This is a genomic window from Janthinobacterium svalbardense, assembly GCF_002327145.1.
Lineage (GTDB): Bacteria > Pseudomonadota > Gammaproteobacteria > Burkholderiales > Burkholderiaceae_D > Janthinobacterium > Janthinobacterium tructae.
This window is the reverse complement of sequence record NZ_CP023422.1, coordinates 5461185-5477155: the sequence shown is the minus strand read 5'-3', so window position 1 is coordinate 5477155 and position 15971 is coordinate 5461185. Positions and strand designations below refer to the sequence as shown.

The window sequence follows — 15971 nt, the reverse complement described above, 5'->3', positions numbered from 1 at the left end:
CTGACCAGGGAAAGCGGCGGCATGGTGCCAGCGGCTCCCATCACGAACGAACGAGGTCGCAGCATGACGATTTTTGGCATAGGCATCCACATCCTGATCGCGGTATTTTTTGCGATTCACGTGGTGCGCAACGGGCAGCAGCTGTACTGGCTGCTCATTTTATTCATGTTCCCGCTGCTGGGCAGCGTGGTGTATTTCTTCGCCATCTACCTGCCCAATTCGCGCCTGCCGCAAGGTGCGCGCAAGGTCGCTTCGGTAGCCGTGCAGGTGCTCGATCCGAATCGGGAATTGCGTGAGGCGAAGGCCGCCTTCGAGTACACGCCAACGGCGCAAAACCAGATGCGCCTGGCCAGCGCGCTGCTCGAAGCGGGCGATGCGCAGGAAGCGGCATCGACGTATGAAGCCTGCTTGCGGGGAGCGTTTTCATCGGACCTGGAAATTCGCCTGGGCGCGGCACGCGCCTACCTGGAATGCGCGCGTGGCGCCGAGGCCTTGACGCACCTGGAATTCATTCGCCGCACGGATATGCATTTCCGTCCCGAGATGGTGTCGCTGCTGACGGCCCGCGCGCTGGCGCAAAGCGGGCGCCAGGTGGAAGCGAAGGTGGAATTCGACGACGCGCTGACGCGCTACAACAGCTTCGACTGCCGCGCCGAGTACGCGATCTGGGCACTGCAGCAGGGAGACAAGGTGTTGTCGGAACGCCTGCTGCTCGATATCGACAGCGCCATGGCCCGCTGGAGCAGCCATACGCGCTCGATGTATGCGCCGCTGCTGGCGCGCCTGGAGGCGGCGCGCAGGTAGTGGCATGACGGTGCCTGGCGGGTATAACTTACACGCCAGGCACCGTATTTTTGCCCTCAACCAGTTTATATCCCTTGCCATCGAAGCCATAACGCGCATGGCCATTCAAGGGCGTGGCGATGCGCGGCGGGTCCTGGTCCGGTTTGACCGTGACGCCCGGTTTGATCTTTTCGGATGCGCCCGTGAAATCGATCAGCAAGTCGTCGTAGGCGCCACCGTTGCGCGCGGGGGCGAAGCGCCACTTGCCGCTGACCATCCAGCACTCGTCCATGTCCGGCGTGCAGGCGCCCATATTGTCCGAGTACAGGTCCATGCCGCCATCGAGCGCGGTCACTTTGCCGTCGCCGATTTCAAACAGGGCCAGTTGCGTGATGGTGTAACCCTGGCCCGTATAGCCGTGGCGGATCGCCAGTCCCGGCTTGTTCGCACCCAGCATGACCCAGTGCACTTCACCGAGTTGTCCAGACGAACCCAGGGCGGCGATGTTTTCCAGCCGTTTCACGACTTGCCACTGGCCGTCTTCCGGCTGACCCTTGGGGGCCAGGAAAAAGACGTTCAACAGCCCCGACGAGGCGTGCGCCGATTCTGCCGTGCCTTCCGTGTTGGCCGTTTCCGCATTCGCCACCAGGATGGCGCGGCCATCGGGCAGCAGCCTGTGGCTGACGGCACTGACGACATAACTGAGTTTGTCGACATGGTTGTCCGGATCGGGCAGGTCGGCCAGCGCATCGTCGCTGTCGCCGCGGTAGTCCTTGCCAAAGACGGCACGCATCATGCCCGCCTCGCGCTTGCGCGCCTGCGGCGTGTTCATCTCTTCCGTCTTGGGCGCGGTGGCGGCCGGTGGCGGCACGTGTTCGGCCGATGCCGTTTCGGCAGAGGCGGCGGGGACATCGGCTACCACATCAGCTGCCAGGTCGGCGCTGGCGGGGGTGGTCTTGTCCGAACAGGCGCCGAGCAGTGCGGATACCATTAGCAGGACGAGCGGAGTACGGTAATTCATAGGCAGGGCAGATTGCGTTCATGGAGAATGGGCGCAGTATGCCAGATAGATGGAAGCGAGGGAGCGCGGCCTGGCGGCCGGTCCCTCGCTTCCTTGCCCGCAGGGGGCGATTTTGCAAACAATGGCGCTGCTTATTTTTCCAGCGCCGCCCTGTCATCGCGCCGCAGCGGGGCCTTCTGGCGGCGCAGTTTCGCCATGCCGCGCTTGAGCAGGTGCTCGAGGTCGTCGATGTAGGTGAAGACTGCCGGCACCACCAGCAGGCTCAATAAAGTCGAGGTGATCAGGCCGCCGATGACGGTAATCGCCATCGGCGAACGGAAGCTGGGATCGGCGCCCCAGCCCAGCGCCAGCGGCATCATGCCGGCGCCCATGGCAATCGTCGTCATCAGGATGGGCCGGCTGCGCTTGTGACAGGCGTCGACCAGCGCGTCGAAGCGGTTCATGCCGGCCTGGCGCGCCAGGATCGCATAGTCGACCAGCAGGATGGAGTTCTTGGTGACGATCCCCATCAGCATGATCAGGCCGATCATCGACGGCATCGACAGGGCGCTGCCCGTGATCAGGAGCGCCACGAAGGCGCCGCCGATCGACAGCGGCAGCGCTGCCAGGATGGTCACCGGCTGCATGAAGTCCTTGAACAGCAGCACCAGCACGCAGTAGATGCACAGCACGCCGATCAGCATGGCCAGGCCGAAGCTGGCAAACAGCGACGCCATTTCCTGCGCGTCGCCCAGTTCGGCGATCTTCACGGAAGGCGGCAAATTTTTCATCGACGGCAGTGCGCGCGCTTCTTCATTCAATTCGCCGAGGGTACGCGAACCGAGTTCCACGTCGAGCGTCACGTTGCGGCTGCGGTTCAAACGGTCGATCTGTGCCGGGCCGCTTTCCATCGTCACGCTGGCCACGTTCGCCAGGCGCACGGGACCATTCTTGCCGGGTACGCTCAGGCGCTCGATGGCGGCCAGGTCGGCGCGCACGCTGTTGGGCAGCTTGACGCGGATCGGCACTTGCCGTTCGGGCAGGTTCATTTTCGTCAGGTCCGTATCGTAGTCGCCGGCCGTGGCCACGCGCACCGTCTCGCCGATGGCTGCCGCCGTCACGCCCAGGTCTGCCGCCTTGGCAAAATCGGGACGCACGATGATTTCCGGGCGCACCAGCGAGGCGCTGGAATTGACGTTGCCGATGCCTTTCAGGCCGCGCAGCTCGCGCTCGACCTTTTGCGCCGCCGCCATCAACGCCACCGGGTCTTCCGAACGCAGCACCAGCTGCATCTTGACGCCAGTGTCGGGCGGCCCCACCGTGAAGCGTGCGCCGGGTATCGTATCGAGCTTGTGGCGCAACTGCGTTTCCAGGCCCGCCATCGATTCCTTGCGTTCGGTGCGGTGTACGGTGGTCAGGGTCAGCACGGCGCGGCGCGCCTCTGCCGCCGCGCCGGGGGCGAAGGCATCGCCGCTGGAGCCGCCGCCAATCGAACTGAAGACGCCCTTGATGCCAGGCGTCTGCATGGCCGCGTCGCGCGCCATGGCTGCCACGGCCTGCGTTTCGGCCAGGGTGGAACCGGGTGGCAGTTCCAGGTTGATCTGCGTTTGCGCGCGGTCGGCGGCCGGCACGAAGCCCGTCGGCAGCAGCGGCACCAGCAGGATGGCGCCGACAAAGAACAGGGCCGCAGCGATGGCCGTGACGCCGCGGTGGTTCAGGCACCAGCGCATCACGTGCAGGTAGCGCGTCATCAGCCAGCCATCCTTTTCTTCCTTGTGCGGCAGCGGTTTCAATATGTAGGCGGCCATCATCGGCGTGAGCAGGCGCGCCACCACCAGGGAAGCCAGCACGGCCAGCACGGCCGTCCAGCCGAACTGCTTGAAGAACAGGCCGGGAATACCACTCATGAAGGCCGTCGGCAGGAACACGGCCACCAGCGCGAAGGTGGTGGCGATCACCGCCATGCCGATTTCGTCGGCCGCTTCCATGGCCGCTTGCATGGGCGACTTGCCCATGCGCAGATGGCGCTCGATGTTTTCGATTTCCACGATGGCGTCGTCGACCAGCACGCCGACGACCAGCGCCAGCGACAGCAGGGTGACGGTATTGAGCGTGTAGCCGAACCAGTAGATGCCGAGGAAAGCCGGCATCACCGACAGGGGCAGGGCGGCTGCGGCCACCAGGGTGGCACGCCAGTCGCGCAGGAACCACCACACCACCAGCACGGCCAGCAGCGCGCCTTCGTACAGCAGCTCCATCGAGCCTTCGAAGTTTTCCTCGACGGGGAAGGCATTGTCGATCGACTGCTGCAGCACCACGTTGGGGTTTTCCTTCTGCAGGTCGGCGATGGCGTCGCGTGCGCCCTTGGCGACGGCCACTTCGCTGGCGCCCTTGGTGCGGAACACCTCGAAAGCGACAACCGTCTTGCCATCCTGCTCGGCCAGCGCGCGCGGTTCGGCGACCGTGTCGCGCACCGTGGCCACCTGGTCCAGGCGCACATGGCGTCCATCCGGCAGCGGCACTTCCACGCGCGACAGTTCATCGGCCGTCTTGACGGTGGCGATGGTGCGCACCGACTGCTCGGCGCCGCTGATGTCGCCCCGGCCACCAGGCGCTTCGCGCTGCACCAGGCGCAGCTGGCGCGAGACGTCGAGGGCCGACACTTTCAATGCGGCCATGCGTGCCTCGTCGAGCTCCACCTGGATCTCGCGGTAGACGCCGCCCACGCGGGTAACGGCGCCTACGCCGGGCACTGTCAAGAGGCGCTTGGCCACCGTGTTGTCGACGAACCAGGACAGGTCGGGCGAGTCGAGCGGATTGTCCACGCCCGGTTTCGCCGTGGCGATAAAGGTCAGTACCACGCGCCCGGCGGTGGACGCTTTGGTGACGGTGGGGTCGCGCAGCTCGGCCGGCATGTCCGCCTTGACGCGGGCGACGGCGTCGCGCACATCGTTGACGGCTTCGGCGATCTGCTTTTCCAGGATGAATTCAACGGTCACCGTGACGACGCCATCGAGCACCTTGGTGTAGATGTTTTTCACGCCTTGCAAGGTGGCGACGGAGTCTTCGATCTTGCGCGCCACTTCCGTTTCCAGCTGGGCCGGCGCGGCGCCGGGCAACACCGCGCTGACGGTGACGATAGGCAGTTCGATGTCAGGGAAATCCTGCACCGGATTGGCCTTGTAGGCCAGCAGGCCGGCCAGGGTCAGCAGCGCGAACAGCATGATGGCCGGGATCGGATTCTTGATCGAGAGGGAGGAAAAGTTCATGGCCTCTCCTTACTTTTTCGCTGCCGGTGCAGCCACCGGCGTCTGAACCGGGGTTTTCACATTACGGACCAAATCTCCGTCATTGAGGAAGCCGGCGCCGCTGACGACAATCGTCGTGTCGGCCGTGATGCCGCTTACAATCTCGATGCGGTCGCTCAAGCGCCGTCCGGCCTGCACCTTGATCTGGCTGACCCGCTGGTCGGCATTCAGGCGGAAGACATAGCTGAAGCCATCGCGCACGGCAATGGCCTGCTGCGGCACCGTCAGCGCGCCCGACGTGCCCAGTTCAAATTCGCCGCTGGCGTACATGCCGGCCTTGAATGGCGCATTGTTGCCGCTGCTGGCCGGCAGGTCCACATACACGAGGGCGGAACGCGTCTGCGGATCGACGGTAGGGGCGATCATGCGCACCTTGCCCGTCAAAACGCTGCCATTGGCTGCCTTGACTTGCGCCAGCGTGCCCGGTTTTAAATTCAGCAGCTCGGTGGCCGTCACTTCGGCGCGCCATTCGAGGCGGCCCTGGCGGATCATGCGGAACAGCTCCGTGCCGGCGCCCACCACCGATCCGACGGTGGCCGAGCGCGAGGAGATGATGCCGCTGTCGGGCGCCACCACCTGCGTGTATTTCAGGCGCAGCTGCTGCGACGCCAGCTGCGCCTTGGCGGACGCAATGCGCGCGTTGGCCGTCTGTTCGGCCGTCAGGTACTGGCTGATCTGCTGCGCGCTGATGGCGCCCGTGCTTTGCAGCGAGCGGGCGCGCTGGGCGTTGGCTGCCGCCTCGGCCGCATTCGCTTCCGCTTCCAGTACGGCGGCCCTGGCTTGTGCCACGTCGGCGTTGACCGTGTCGTTCGAGAACACGGCCAGCACCTGGCCGGCGCGCACCACGTCGCCCACGTTGACGCGCACGTCGGTCAGGCGCAAGCCGTTCGATTCGCTGCCGATGACGGCTTCCTGCCAGGCGGCCACGTTGCCGTTGGCCTTCAGCTTGATGGGCAGGCTGGCCGTTTGCGGCTTGGCCGTGGTGACGGTGAGCGCAGGCTTTGGTGCCGCGTTTTTATCCTTGGCGTCGTCGGCCGCTGTGGAGGATGGGGAGTACAGGGCCACGCCGGCGCCCAGCATCACGCAAAGGGCGGCCAGCGCGAGCGCCATCGGTTTCAAGGTCATTTTTTTCATGTTGTCGTATCCGTCAGGGGGCATTGTTGGCGATGGCGTTGCTGCTGTTCCAGCCGCCGCCGGCGGCGCGGTACAGCGCTACCCAGGCGGCGCTGCGTTCGCGCGCCAGGTTGACCACAGTGTTTTCAGCGGCCAGGCGCGTGCGGCGCGCGTCTTCCAGTTCGATCAGGCTGGCCAGGCCATTCTTGTAGCGGTCCTCGGTGGCGACGAACGACACGCGGTAGCCTTCCAGGGCCGTTTTCGCATGGCCGCTGCGCTCGTCCGTGCTGGCCAGGTTGACCAAGGCTTCTTCCACTTCGCGCACGGCCTGGCGCACGCCGGCGCGGTACTTCACCACCGCTTCGTCGTAGCGCGCCGTGGCTGCATCGACCTGGGCGCGGCGGGTGCCGCCGTCGAAGATGGGCAGGCTGACGGCCAGCGGACCGATGCTCCAGGTGCTGGCCGTGATGCTGGTGCCGCCAGCGCGGATATTGCCTTTGCCGATGGAGCCGGCCAGGCTCAGACGCGGGTAGCGCTGCGCCTGGGCGCCGCGCACTTCGAAGCTGGCGGCGGCCACTTCGCGTTCGGCGCTGTAGATGTCGGGACGCTGGCCCAGGGTTTGCGCCGGCAGTTGCGCAATCGCCACGGGCGAGGGCGCAACAAAGGGGCTGGCCGCCAGCTTCTGGCGCAGCGTTTCTTCCGGCAGGGCCGACAAGGCCACCAGCGCCTTGACATTCACATCGCAGGCGGCGCGCTGTTCGATGGCGCGGCTGGCTCCTTCGGCGGCGCTGGCGCGGGCCAGGGCGGCGTTGGCGGGCGGCTGAAAGCCGGCGCCGGCGCTCAGTTGCGTCAGGCGTGCCGAATCGCGACGCGAGACGGCATCCTGTTCGGCCACTGCCTGCAGTTGCTGGCAGGTGCGCAAGGCGTAGTACTGGTTCGCCACTTCGGCGGCGACCGAGACGCGGGCCTCATGCCAGCCCGCCCGGGCGCTGTCGTAACGCTCCTGCGCCGCATCGCGCGTGGCACGATTGGCGCCAAACACATCGATTTCCCACGACGCTTGCAAGGCGGCCTGCGAGGTGGTGCCGCCGGGCTGCGCCGATTGCTGGCTGGTGCGCACCACGCTGCCCGTCGCATCGAGCTTGGGCGCCAGCGCGGCGCCGCTGGCGATGCTGTCTGCGCGCGCCTGCACGATGCGCGTGCCGGCGGCGGCGATGGTCGGGCTGACCTGCTGCGCATCGGTGATCAATTCCACCAGCAGGCTATCGCCCTGGCCCTGCCACCAGCTGGCCAGGTCCGTCAGCTTGCCGTTATGCGGCAGCGGCGCCTGCCATTGCGCGGGTGCGCTGGCGGCCACGGCTGCGGGCGGCCCCTGCAGGGCGCAGCCGCCCAGCGCCAGCACGATGCTGGCGGCCAGGGCGCGTTGAACGGTGCATCGAATAGTCGTCATGCTGGTCCTTCTGCTTGTCGTTGAGCGGTGGGGGGAGAGGGAGGAAGGGCCAGGCGCCGGCGCTCCACGTCGGCCATGGCCAGCGCGTAGTCGGTCATGCGCGCCAACCAGGTGTCGATGGCGTGCGGCGATTCCAGCAATTGCGGACGCAAGGTTTGCAGCACTTCGGCGCCCACCATGTGCTGCAGGGCCAGCGAGGCGATGGAAAACGCCAGGCGGTGCATGTCGTCGCTGTTGTCGGGCGCGCCCAGGTGGCGCGCCAGCACGCGCGTCAGCGCCTCGTGTTCGGGGCGGATGTTCTGGTCGATTTCGCGTGCCCACAGGCCCGTCGGTTCGAGCATTTCGCGGCACCACAGGCGCATGCAGTCGCGTGCGATCTCGCCCTGCTGCATGGGGGCGAGCAATTGCGCATAAAAGCCTTCCAGGCTTTGGCGCAGGGTGAAATGGGGCTGCTCGTACAGGGCGATATTGTCTTGCGGGTCCGACGATTGCTGCGCGAAGGCGGCGCGGTACAGGCCCGCCTTGTCGCCAAAATAGTAGCGGATGGCGGCCGCGTTGGTGCCGGCCGCCTGCGCCAGTTCGCGCGTGGAGGTCTTGGCGTAGCCCTGTTCGGCAAACAGGCGGATGGCGCTATGCAGCAGCCGCTCGCGCGACTGTTCTCCATCGGAACGGGGCTTGCGTGCGTCGTCGGCGTGGAGAGTGGGGGTGGCGTTTTTTTCAATCATGCCGGAGATTTAATCACATATCTCAAACGATTGATATAACTAAATCGTTTGATTTAGTTAAGGAAAGAGGAAGATAATGTAAAACGCGGGCAAAAAAAAGCCCGCGGTTGTATTCGCGGGCGTAATCCAATGTTCAGGGAACGAATTGGAGGAGACAGTTCTACTATAGCGCTGAAAATGGTGCAGTGCAATACCGTAAAACTACGGTATCGATCTACGTTAGATGGCAAAAAAATCCAGAGTTTATGCTGCGACGCACCCGAATCAGGGCTTGCTGCGCACGGCCAGCGTAAATGTGCTGCCGGAGCCGTAGTCGCTATTGAAGAACAGGGCGCCGCCGATGGCGTTGGCCAGGTTCTGGCACAGGTACAGGCCCAGTCCCGCGCCTTCCACGTGGCGCGTGGAGGTGGAATCGAGCTGCGAGAAGGCCTGGAACAGCTTGGCCTGGTCTTCTTCCTTGATGCCGGCGCCGCTGTCGGCGATGCTCATTTCCGTCACCAGCACACCGTCTTCTTCGCGCTGGGACAGGCTGATGCGCACTGTGCCCTGTTCCGTGAATTTGATGGCGTTGTTGAGCAGGTTGATGAGGATTTGCGTCAGCGCGCGGCGGTCCGTGTCGATGATGGCGGGCGGCTGGCCCGCTTCGCCCAGTGCCATTTCCAGCGTCAGGCCTTTTTGCTGGGCCAGGGGGCGCAGGGTGTCTGCCACTTCGGCCATCAGCTCCTGGCAGTGCACGGGCTCGATCGACAGGGTCAGCTTGCCCGCTTCGATCTTGGCCACGTCGAGAATGTCGTTGATCAAGGAGAGCAGATGGCGCGCGCTGGCACGGATGGTATTGAGTTGCTTGTCCTGGTCGGACGTCAGGGGGCCGGGCAGTTTCATCAGCAGTGCGCCGGTAAACCCGATGATGGCGTTCAGCGGCGTGCGCAGTTCATGCGACATATTCGCGATGAAGGCGGACTTCATGCGGCTCGCCTCGGCCAGTTCCAGGTTTTTCAGGGCGATTTCGCGGTTGATGGTTTCCAGTTCGGCCGCATGGTGCGCCAGGCGCATGTTCAATTCAATCACCTGGCGTTCACGCGCCTGCAGTTCGCCGTTGACCTGCACTGCCTGTTCATACGTGGAAATGAGCAAATCGAGGATTTGCTGGCGCTCCGCATTGATGAAGTGCTTCTGGTCGCCCAGGTACAGGGCGATGCCGATTTCCACATTCTGGTTCTTGCGCAGCTTCTGGTTCATCAGCATGTGGCTGATGCGGTTGAGCAGGTAGTCTTCCGCATATGGCTTGCGGATGAAATTGTCGGCGCCGCATTCGATGCCGCGGATGATGTCCTTCGGGTCGTTGAGCGAGGTGACGAGGATCACGGGAATGTCGCGCAGGGTCGGATCGGACTTGATGGCGCGGCACAGGTCGTAGCCATTCATTTCAGGCATGACGATATCGGACAGCACCAGGTGCGGCTTGCGCTCGCGGATGGCGGCCAGGGCCAACTGGCCATTCGCCGCCACGCGCGCGTTGTAGTGCAGCGACTGGATCAGGCGGCGCAATCGCTCCGCCTGGGTCGGGCTGTCCTCGACGATCAGGATCTCGATTTCGTCAGGCTTGATTTGGTTGTTGGAGTCCACAGACCTCTCCTAGAATTTCAGTGTGGTGATGCTGGGCGCGGTGAGCGCGCAATATCGACATCGTACGACTATATCGGATTTAGGTCTGCAAAAGTAACTTCCAGGTAACTATTTTGGCCACAGGGAATGCTGTGGCCGCCTGTCAGTTTTCGCCCTGGAACTGGCCTGCGCGATACGTCAGCACCAGCGTATCGCGGTGGCCATGTTCGCCGATGGGCTGGATCGGTGTCGATTCGTGGATCACGGCCGCATCGTCGAGCAGCAGCAGCGACCATGGTTCGCTCAGGGTGAAACGCTTGCCGTTGGGACCATTGGCTTCGAAGATGCGCGTCTCGCCGCCCTTGACCTGCTCACGCCCGATCAGCAGCACGGCGACGAAATCGACGCCGTCGCGGTGTGCGCCTTCCGGCGTGGGGCGGCCGATGCCATCGGTCGTATCGATGCGGAACTGGTGCGCCTCGATGAACCACGGCTGGCTGCCCTTCACCTGCGAGCAGGCGTCACCCAGCGCGCGGATCAGCTGTTGCCAGGCTGGCTGCGCGACGATGGCCGGCTCGACCGGCTCGAACAGGCGGTGCATGCCGCCATGCAGGGCGTTGTATTCCACCGGTTGCCAGTGCGGCCGGTGCGCCGTCTGCGTCAGGCGTGCGCCATCCTGCACGAAACACGAATGGCGCCGGCGGCGATAGCGGCCGCCATCCTTCAGGTAATTGTCCAGCGCCAGAGAGTTCCAGCTCGGTTCGAGCGCGCGTAGCGCGGCCAGCGGGCAGCCGGCCAGCGCGGCCACGTCCTGCGGGCGCAGGACGGCATAGCCGTCATCGCGCAAGGCGTCCTTGACGTGGGACGGGTCGGTAAAGATCGGTGCGGAAGTGCTCATGGCGGTGCGGGCCGGAACGCGGCCTGTCTCAGTTTATCCAGCCTGGCATTCTACGACTTCGCGGCGACTCTTGTGTTACGTCCGCCAGAAATTATGCTTGCCGCGTTAAAAATTCTTTACCAGGGTCAGGCGCAGCGAGCGCGATTCCACTGGATGGAAGTGGATATCGTCGACCGGCTGCGCCTCGCCGGGCAGGCGCGAGGCATAGTAGTAATCGATGGCCGAGTCGCGCCGGTTGGCCAGGTTGTAGCCTTCGAGCTCCACGCGCAAGGTCTTGTCGATCTGGTAGGCGAGGCGCCCGTTCAAGCCCACGCTGGCTGCGGAGCGCACGCTGTTGTCTTCCGTCAGGGGGCGCGGGCCGAAGTAGCGCAGGCGCAAAGAGCCTGACCATGGCCCGCGCGGCGTCAGCGTCATGGCCAGCTGGGCCACGCCTTCGATGGCGCCGGGAATGAAGTCTCCCGCCGGATCGCTGCCGCGCGAGCGCGCCCGCGCATACGCCAGGTCCAGGTCCAGCGACAGCCAGCTGGCCGCCTTGTAGTAGCTGGAAAACTCGATGCCGTAGCGGCGGCTGGGGCGGCCCGCTTCGGTGGCGCCGGCGTCGCCGATGAACAGCAGCTCGGAATCGAAGTCCAGGCGGTACAGCGACAGCGAGGTTTGCAGGCCGGCGATGGCGGCGCTGCGCAAGCCGACTTCCAGGGCGCGCGAGCGCACCAGGGGCGTGACCTTGCCTGCCGCCTCGCCCGTCTTCGGGTCGAGCGTGATCGTCGTGCCGCGCGCGTCGTTGCTGTGGAAGCCATTGCCAATGTTGAAGTACGCTTCCGTCTCGCGCCATGGGCCGGCGATCACGCTCAGGCTGGGGCTGAACAAATGGTCGCTGGCCTGGCCCGAATTGGCGGCGCGGTCGCTGCGCACGTCGAAGCGGTAGGCATCCGCGCGCAGGCCGGCCACTGTGCGCAGCAACCGCGACCAGCGCGTGCTGTTTTCGCCATACACGCCGATGCTGGTTTCGACGATATGGTCTTGCCGCGTGGTCGACAGGGTCTGGCGCTGGCGCGTGTGGTACAGGCCATTGTGGATATTGTCGTTCTGTAGTTGCACGCCGATGGTGGTGTCGCTGCTGCCCCTGTCCGTGTGGCGGTGCCAGGTGTGGCTGGCATCAAGGCCGGCCGTCACGCGCCGGTCGGGCTGAGCGAACTGGTCGCCATTGTCGGGGTCGTCCATCGCATACGTAAAATTCGAGAACAGGGCCAGGCGGTTGGCGATCACATACGCGCTGACCCTGGACGACACGTCGTCCGTGGTCTGGCGCCAGGCGCCCGACAGGCTGTAGCGCTGCGCCTTGCCGCCGTCACTGGCATCAATGGCGTCGAAGCGGCCCAAGGTGCCGTCCTGCACGGCGCGCAGCGGAATCTGGTCGGTGGCATTCCAGCTGGCGTCGTACGCCATGGCCGTGACATTGAAACCGTTGTTGGCATAGCCTTGACTGTAGCGCAGCACGCCATTGCGCTTGTGGTAGCGGTCCGGCTGCGTGAACGGACCATCGTTATGCTGCGCTTCGAGCGCGTACAGCAGGCTGCCGTCACCCGCGTCAAACGAATCGGCCAGCAGGGCGCGGCGAAAGCCGTTTTGCCCGATCCCCGCGCTGGCGATGCCCTGCGTCAGGCGGTTTGCATAGATGATGGAGGCCGCTCCCGCCGAGGAAAAATCGCCTTGCGCCGCCGCATACGGGCCCTTTTTGTAATCGAGGCGCATGGCCAGTTCGGGGATCAGGAAGTTCAGGTCCGTCCAGCCCTGTCCGTGGCCATGGCTGCGCTGGTTGACGGGCATCTCGTCGACGCTGGTGCGCAAGTCCGTGCCGTGGTCGAGGTTGAAGCCGCGCAGGTAGAACTGGTTGGCCTTGCCCTCGCCGCTATGCTGGCTGACGATCAGCCCCGGCACGGCTTCGAGCAATTCGCCGGGCCGGTAGCTGGTGCGCGCGTCGAGCTGCTGTTGCGTGACGCTGCCCGCATTGGCCGAATCGGCCACGCCCAGCTGGTTCAGGCGCGAACCGTCGACCAGCACGCGCTGGAAGATGTCGTCGGCGTGGGCGGCGGTGGCGGAAAACAGGGCGGCGAGGAGCAGGGGAAGATAGCGTGGCTTCATGGTGGCCTACCGGATTGGCAGTTCCGTATTCTGGTGGTCGAAAATCAGCGTCTGGATGCTGCCGCTGTCCTGCACGTTGAGGGTATTGCGCTGGCTGGGCAGGAAGTCGATCAGCAACTGGTTGTGGATGCGCGTGGCGGGTGCCAGGCGCGTGTGCTCGATCTCCTGGAAGATCACCACGTTGTCGGCGTTGACCTTCATGCCGACCCAGTTCAGGCGCAATCGCTTGCCATCCGGCCCTACCAGATAAAACTGTTTTTCGACATAGCGGCGCAGGGCCGCTTCGCTGTCTTCCTGGCCCAGGTCGAACTGGCGCTGGTACAGGTTCGTCAGCAGCGCCTCGACGTCATGGCCCGTGTAGGTGTGCACCACTTCCGTGCTGCCGCTGGCCGCGTTATAGCTGATGTCGGCGATGCCCATGTGGAAGTTATGGGCGCCAGCGGCCATGCTGGCGCAGGCCAGCAGGCTTGCCGCGAGGAGGCGCCAGCGCTTCACGCCTCGTCGCCCTTGTCTGCGCCGCTGCCTTTCAGCGGCGTTTTAAAATCGCGCATCAGGTTATCCTTGGGCGATTTTTCGCTCTTGAACAGTTCCAGGCGCGATGGCGTGATCTTTCTCGGCCAGGCATTGTTGCTGGTGTCGATGTCCGCCGTTTCCCAGTACGGGTCCTGCACCAGGCTCACCATCGGTTCATCGGTGATGACGACCTTGGTGATTTTTTTCGGCGAGTAGCGCCACACTTCGGCCGGCACGCGCTCGACGTATTTTTTGCCACTTTTCAGTTCGATTTCGAGGATCAGGGGCATGAGCATGCCGCCCAGGTTCGACAGGTCGACCAGGTACAGGTGCTTGCCCTGTTTCAGCAAGTCCTTTTCCCACGGTTCCAGAGCGGCCAGCGCTTCGGCATAGGCGTTGCGGTCCTTGTTGGTTACCGTGAAATCGTCGTGCTGGTTGTAGAAATCCTTCAGCTCCGGATGCGCATCGACGCGGCGCGGCATGCCCTTGTTGGCGCGGCTCGTGACCGATTCCGGCTGGGCGTCCTTCTGCGCCTTTTTCCAGGCTTTTTCCGTTGCAGGGTCTTTTGAGCTCACGCCGTATTCGCTGATGCCGTCGATGCTGATGTCGACCGGATCGGTGGTATAAAACCAGCCGCGCCAGAACCAGTCCAGGTCCGTGCCGGAGGCGTCTTCCATGGTGCGGAAAAAGTCGGCGGGCGTGGGACGCTTGAACTTCCAGCGCTGCGCATATTCCTTGAACGCGTAGTCGAACAGCTCGCGTCCGAGGACGGTTTCGCGCAGGATGTTCAGGCCCGCCGCCGGCTTGGCATAGGCGTTGTTACCGAACTGCAGCAGCGATTCGGAGTTCGTCATGATGGGCACCTGGTCGCGGCTACGCATATAGTCGACGATCTCGCGTGGCTCGCCGCGCGAGGCCGGGTAGTTTTCTTCCCACGCCTGCTGCGCCAGGTATTGCACGAAGGTGTTGAGGCCTTCGTCCATCCAGGTCCATTGGCGCTCGTCCGAGTTGATGATCATCGGGTAGTAGTTGTGGCCCACCTCGTGGATGATCACGCCGATCAGGCCATACTTGGTGCGCTTCGAATATGTCAGCTCGCCCGTCTTCTTGTCCTTCACGGGGCGCGGGCCATTGAACGAGATCATCGGATACTCCATGCCGCCCACGGGGCCGTTGACGGAGATGGCCGTCGGGTACGGGTAGGCTATGCTGTACTTGTTGTACTGTTCAATCGTGTGCACGATGGCTTGCGTGCTGTACTTTTCCCACAGCGGATTGCCCTCTTTCGGATAGTAGGACATGGCCATCACATCGCTGCCGCCCTTCTTGTAGCCCTGCGCATCCCAGATGAACTTGCGGCTCGATGCCCAGGCGAAGTCGCGCACGTTGGCCGCTTTGAAGTGCCAGGTCTTTTGCGCGCGGCTGACGGACTTTTCGGCCGCTTCGGCCTCTTTTTGCGTGACGATGACGACGGGCTTGTCGCTGCTGCGGGCCTTTTCCAGGCGCTCGCGCTGCGCGGAAGACAGCACATCCTGCGGATTTTGCAGTTCGCCCGTGGCGGCGACGATATGATCGGCAGGCACCGTCAGCTGCACGTCGTAGTCGCCGAACTCCAGCGTGAATTCGCCCGAGCCGAGGAACTGCTTGTGCTGCCAGCCGGCCGCGTCGTAATAGGCCGCCATGCGCGGGAACCACTGCGCCACTTCGAACAGGGCGTTCTTGTCGTCGAAGACTTCATAGCCGGCGCGCCCGCCCAGCACCTTCTGTTCATTGATGCGGTAATCCCAGTCGATCTGGAAGATGAAGTCCTGGCCCGGTTTCAGGGGCTGCGGCAGGTCGATGCGCATCATGCTGCGGTTGATAACGTACTTCAGCGGTTGGCCGTCCGCGCCTTTCAATGCACGGATATGGAAGCCGCCCTGGAAGTCGCCGCGCGCGAGGATGCCGCGCAAGCCTTCGAACTTCATCGTCTCGTCGCCCGCCGTTTTGGCCCACGCCTGGCGCGACGGCGCCGTGGTCATGCGGCGCGCGTCGGAATCGGGCTTGTAGATATTCTGGTCCAGCTGCAGCCACAGGTAACCGAGGGTGTCGGGCGACTGGTTATGGTAGGTGATGCTGCCGCTGCCGGCGATTTCGCGTTTGGCTTCGTCCAGGGTGGCGCGGATGGTGTAGTCGGCGCGTTGCTGCCAGTAGGCGTGGCCCGGCGCGCCGGAGGCGGTGCGCCAGGTGTTCGGGGTGGGCAGCACTTCTTCGAGCTGGCGGAACTTGTCGTCGAATGGTTCGGCAGCGAAAGCCGACACGGTAAAACACAGAGCCAACGAGGCTACGGAGCCGAAAGGTATGCGCATGGTCACCCTGATGTTGTTGTAAGGAAATAGTGGCAACTATTCTATACGCAGGGTGGGGGCGTCCTTGTATCGATTTGTAATAAAGA

Annotated in this window: 11 protein-coding genes; 1 reads left to right on the top strand and 10 read right to left on the bottom strand. The window is 64.2% G+C overall.

Going from position 1 to position 15971, the window contains the following annotated elements; all coding sequences use genetic code 11:
• The first annotated feature begins 63 nt into the window (after positions 1-63).
• Complete coding sequence (locus CNX70_RS24365; protein WP_167389716.1) at positions 64-804, top strand: tetratricopeptide repeat protein; 741 nt, start codon at positions 64-66, stop codon at positions 802-804.
• A gap of 28 nt (positions 805-832) precedes the next feature.
• On the opposite strand, the gene CNX70_RS24360 is transcribed toward CNX70_RS24365, so the two are convergent.
• The 10 genes from CNX70_RS24360 to CNX70_RS24315 all read right to left on the bottom strand — a co-directional run bounded on the left by CNX70_RS24360 (position 833) and on the right by CNX70_RS24315 (position 15885).
• Entirely contained in the window at positions 833-1804 is a 972-nt protein-coding gene (locus tag CNX70_RS24360) for a hypothetical protein (protein WP_157751260.1), read from the bottom strand.
• A 131-nt stretch (positions 1805-1935) separates the two neighbouring features.
• Positions 1936-5052 carry an efflux RND transporter permease subunit gene (locus CNX70_RS24355; protein WP_096237650.1) on the bottom strand — a complete coding sequence of 1039 codons (3117 nt, stop codon included), beginning with the start codon at positions 5050-5052 and terminating at the stop codon, positions 1936-1938.
• Between the two features lie 9 nt (positions 5053-5061).
• Positions 5062-6225: an efflux RND transporter periplasmic adaptor subunit gene (locus tag CNX70_RS24350; RefSeq protein ID WP_096238664.1), complete on the bottom strand. Its 1164-nt coding sequence runs from the start codon at positions 6223-6225 to the stop codon at positions 5062-5064.
• Between the two features lie 13 nt (positions 6226-6238).
• Positions 6239-7654, bottom strand: coding sequence for an efflux transporter outer membrane subunit (locus CNX70_RS24345; protein WP_244198944.1), 1416 nt, complete (start codon positions 7652-7654; stop codon positions 6239-6241).
• A complete protein-coding gene (locus tag CNX70_RS24340; RefSeq protein ID WP_096237649.1) occupies positions 7651-8379 on the bottom strand; it encodes a CerR family C-terminal domain-containing protein in 729 nt (242 codons plus the stop codon). Before CNX70_RS24340 ends, CNX70_RS24345 begins: the two co-directional genes overlap by 4 nt.
• Before the next feature lie 264 nt (positions 8380-8643).
• On the bottom strand, positions 8644-10005 hold the full coding sequence (locus CNX70_RS24335) for a hybrid sensor histidine kinase/response regulator (protein WP_096237648.1): 1362 nt from the start codon (positions 10003-10005) through the stop codon (positions 8644-8646).
• A 142-nt stretch (positions 10006-10147) separates the two neighbouring features.
• On the bottom strand, positions 10148-10882 hold the full coding sequence (locus CNX70_RS24330) for a 2OG-Fe dioxygenase family protein (protein WP_096237647.1): 735 nt from the start codon (positions 10880-10882) through the stop codon (positions 10148-10150).
• 105 nt (positions 10883-10987) lie between these two features.
• Positions 10988-13024 carry a TonB-dependent receptor gene (locus CNX70_RS24325; RefSeq protein ID WP_096237646.1) on the bottom strand — a complete coding sequence of 679 codons (2037 nt, stop codon included), beginning with the start codon at positions 13022-13024 and terminating at the stop codon, positions 10988-10990.
• A gap of 6 nt (positions 13025-13030) precedes the next feature.
• A complete protein-coding gene (locus CNX70_RS24320) occupies positions 13031-13519 on the bottom strand; it encodes a DUF6702 family protein (RefSeq protein WP_096237645.1) in 489 nt (162 codons plus the stop codon).
• Complete coding sequence (locus CNX70_RS24315) at positions 13516-15885, bottom strand: M1 family metallopeptidase (protein WP_096237644.1); 2370 nt, start codon at positions 15883-15885, stop codon at positions 13516-13518. Before CNX70_RS24315 ends, CNX70_RS24320 begins: the two co-directional genes overlap by 4 nt.
• Between the last annotated feature and the right edge of the window lie 86 nt (positions 15886-15971).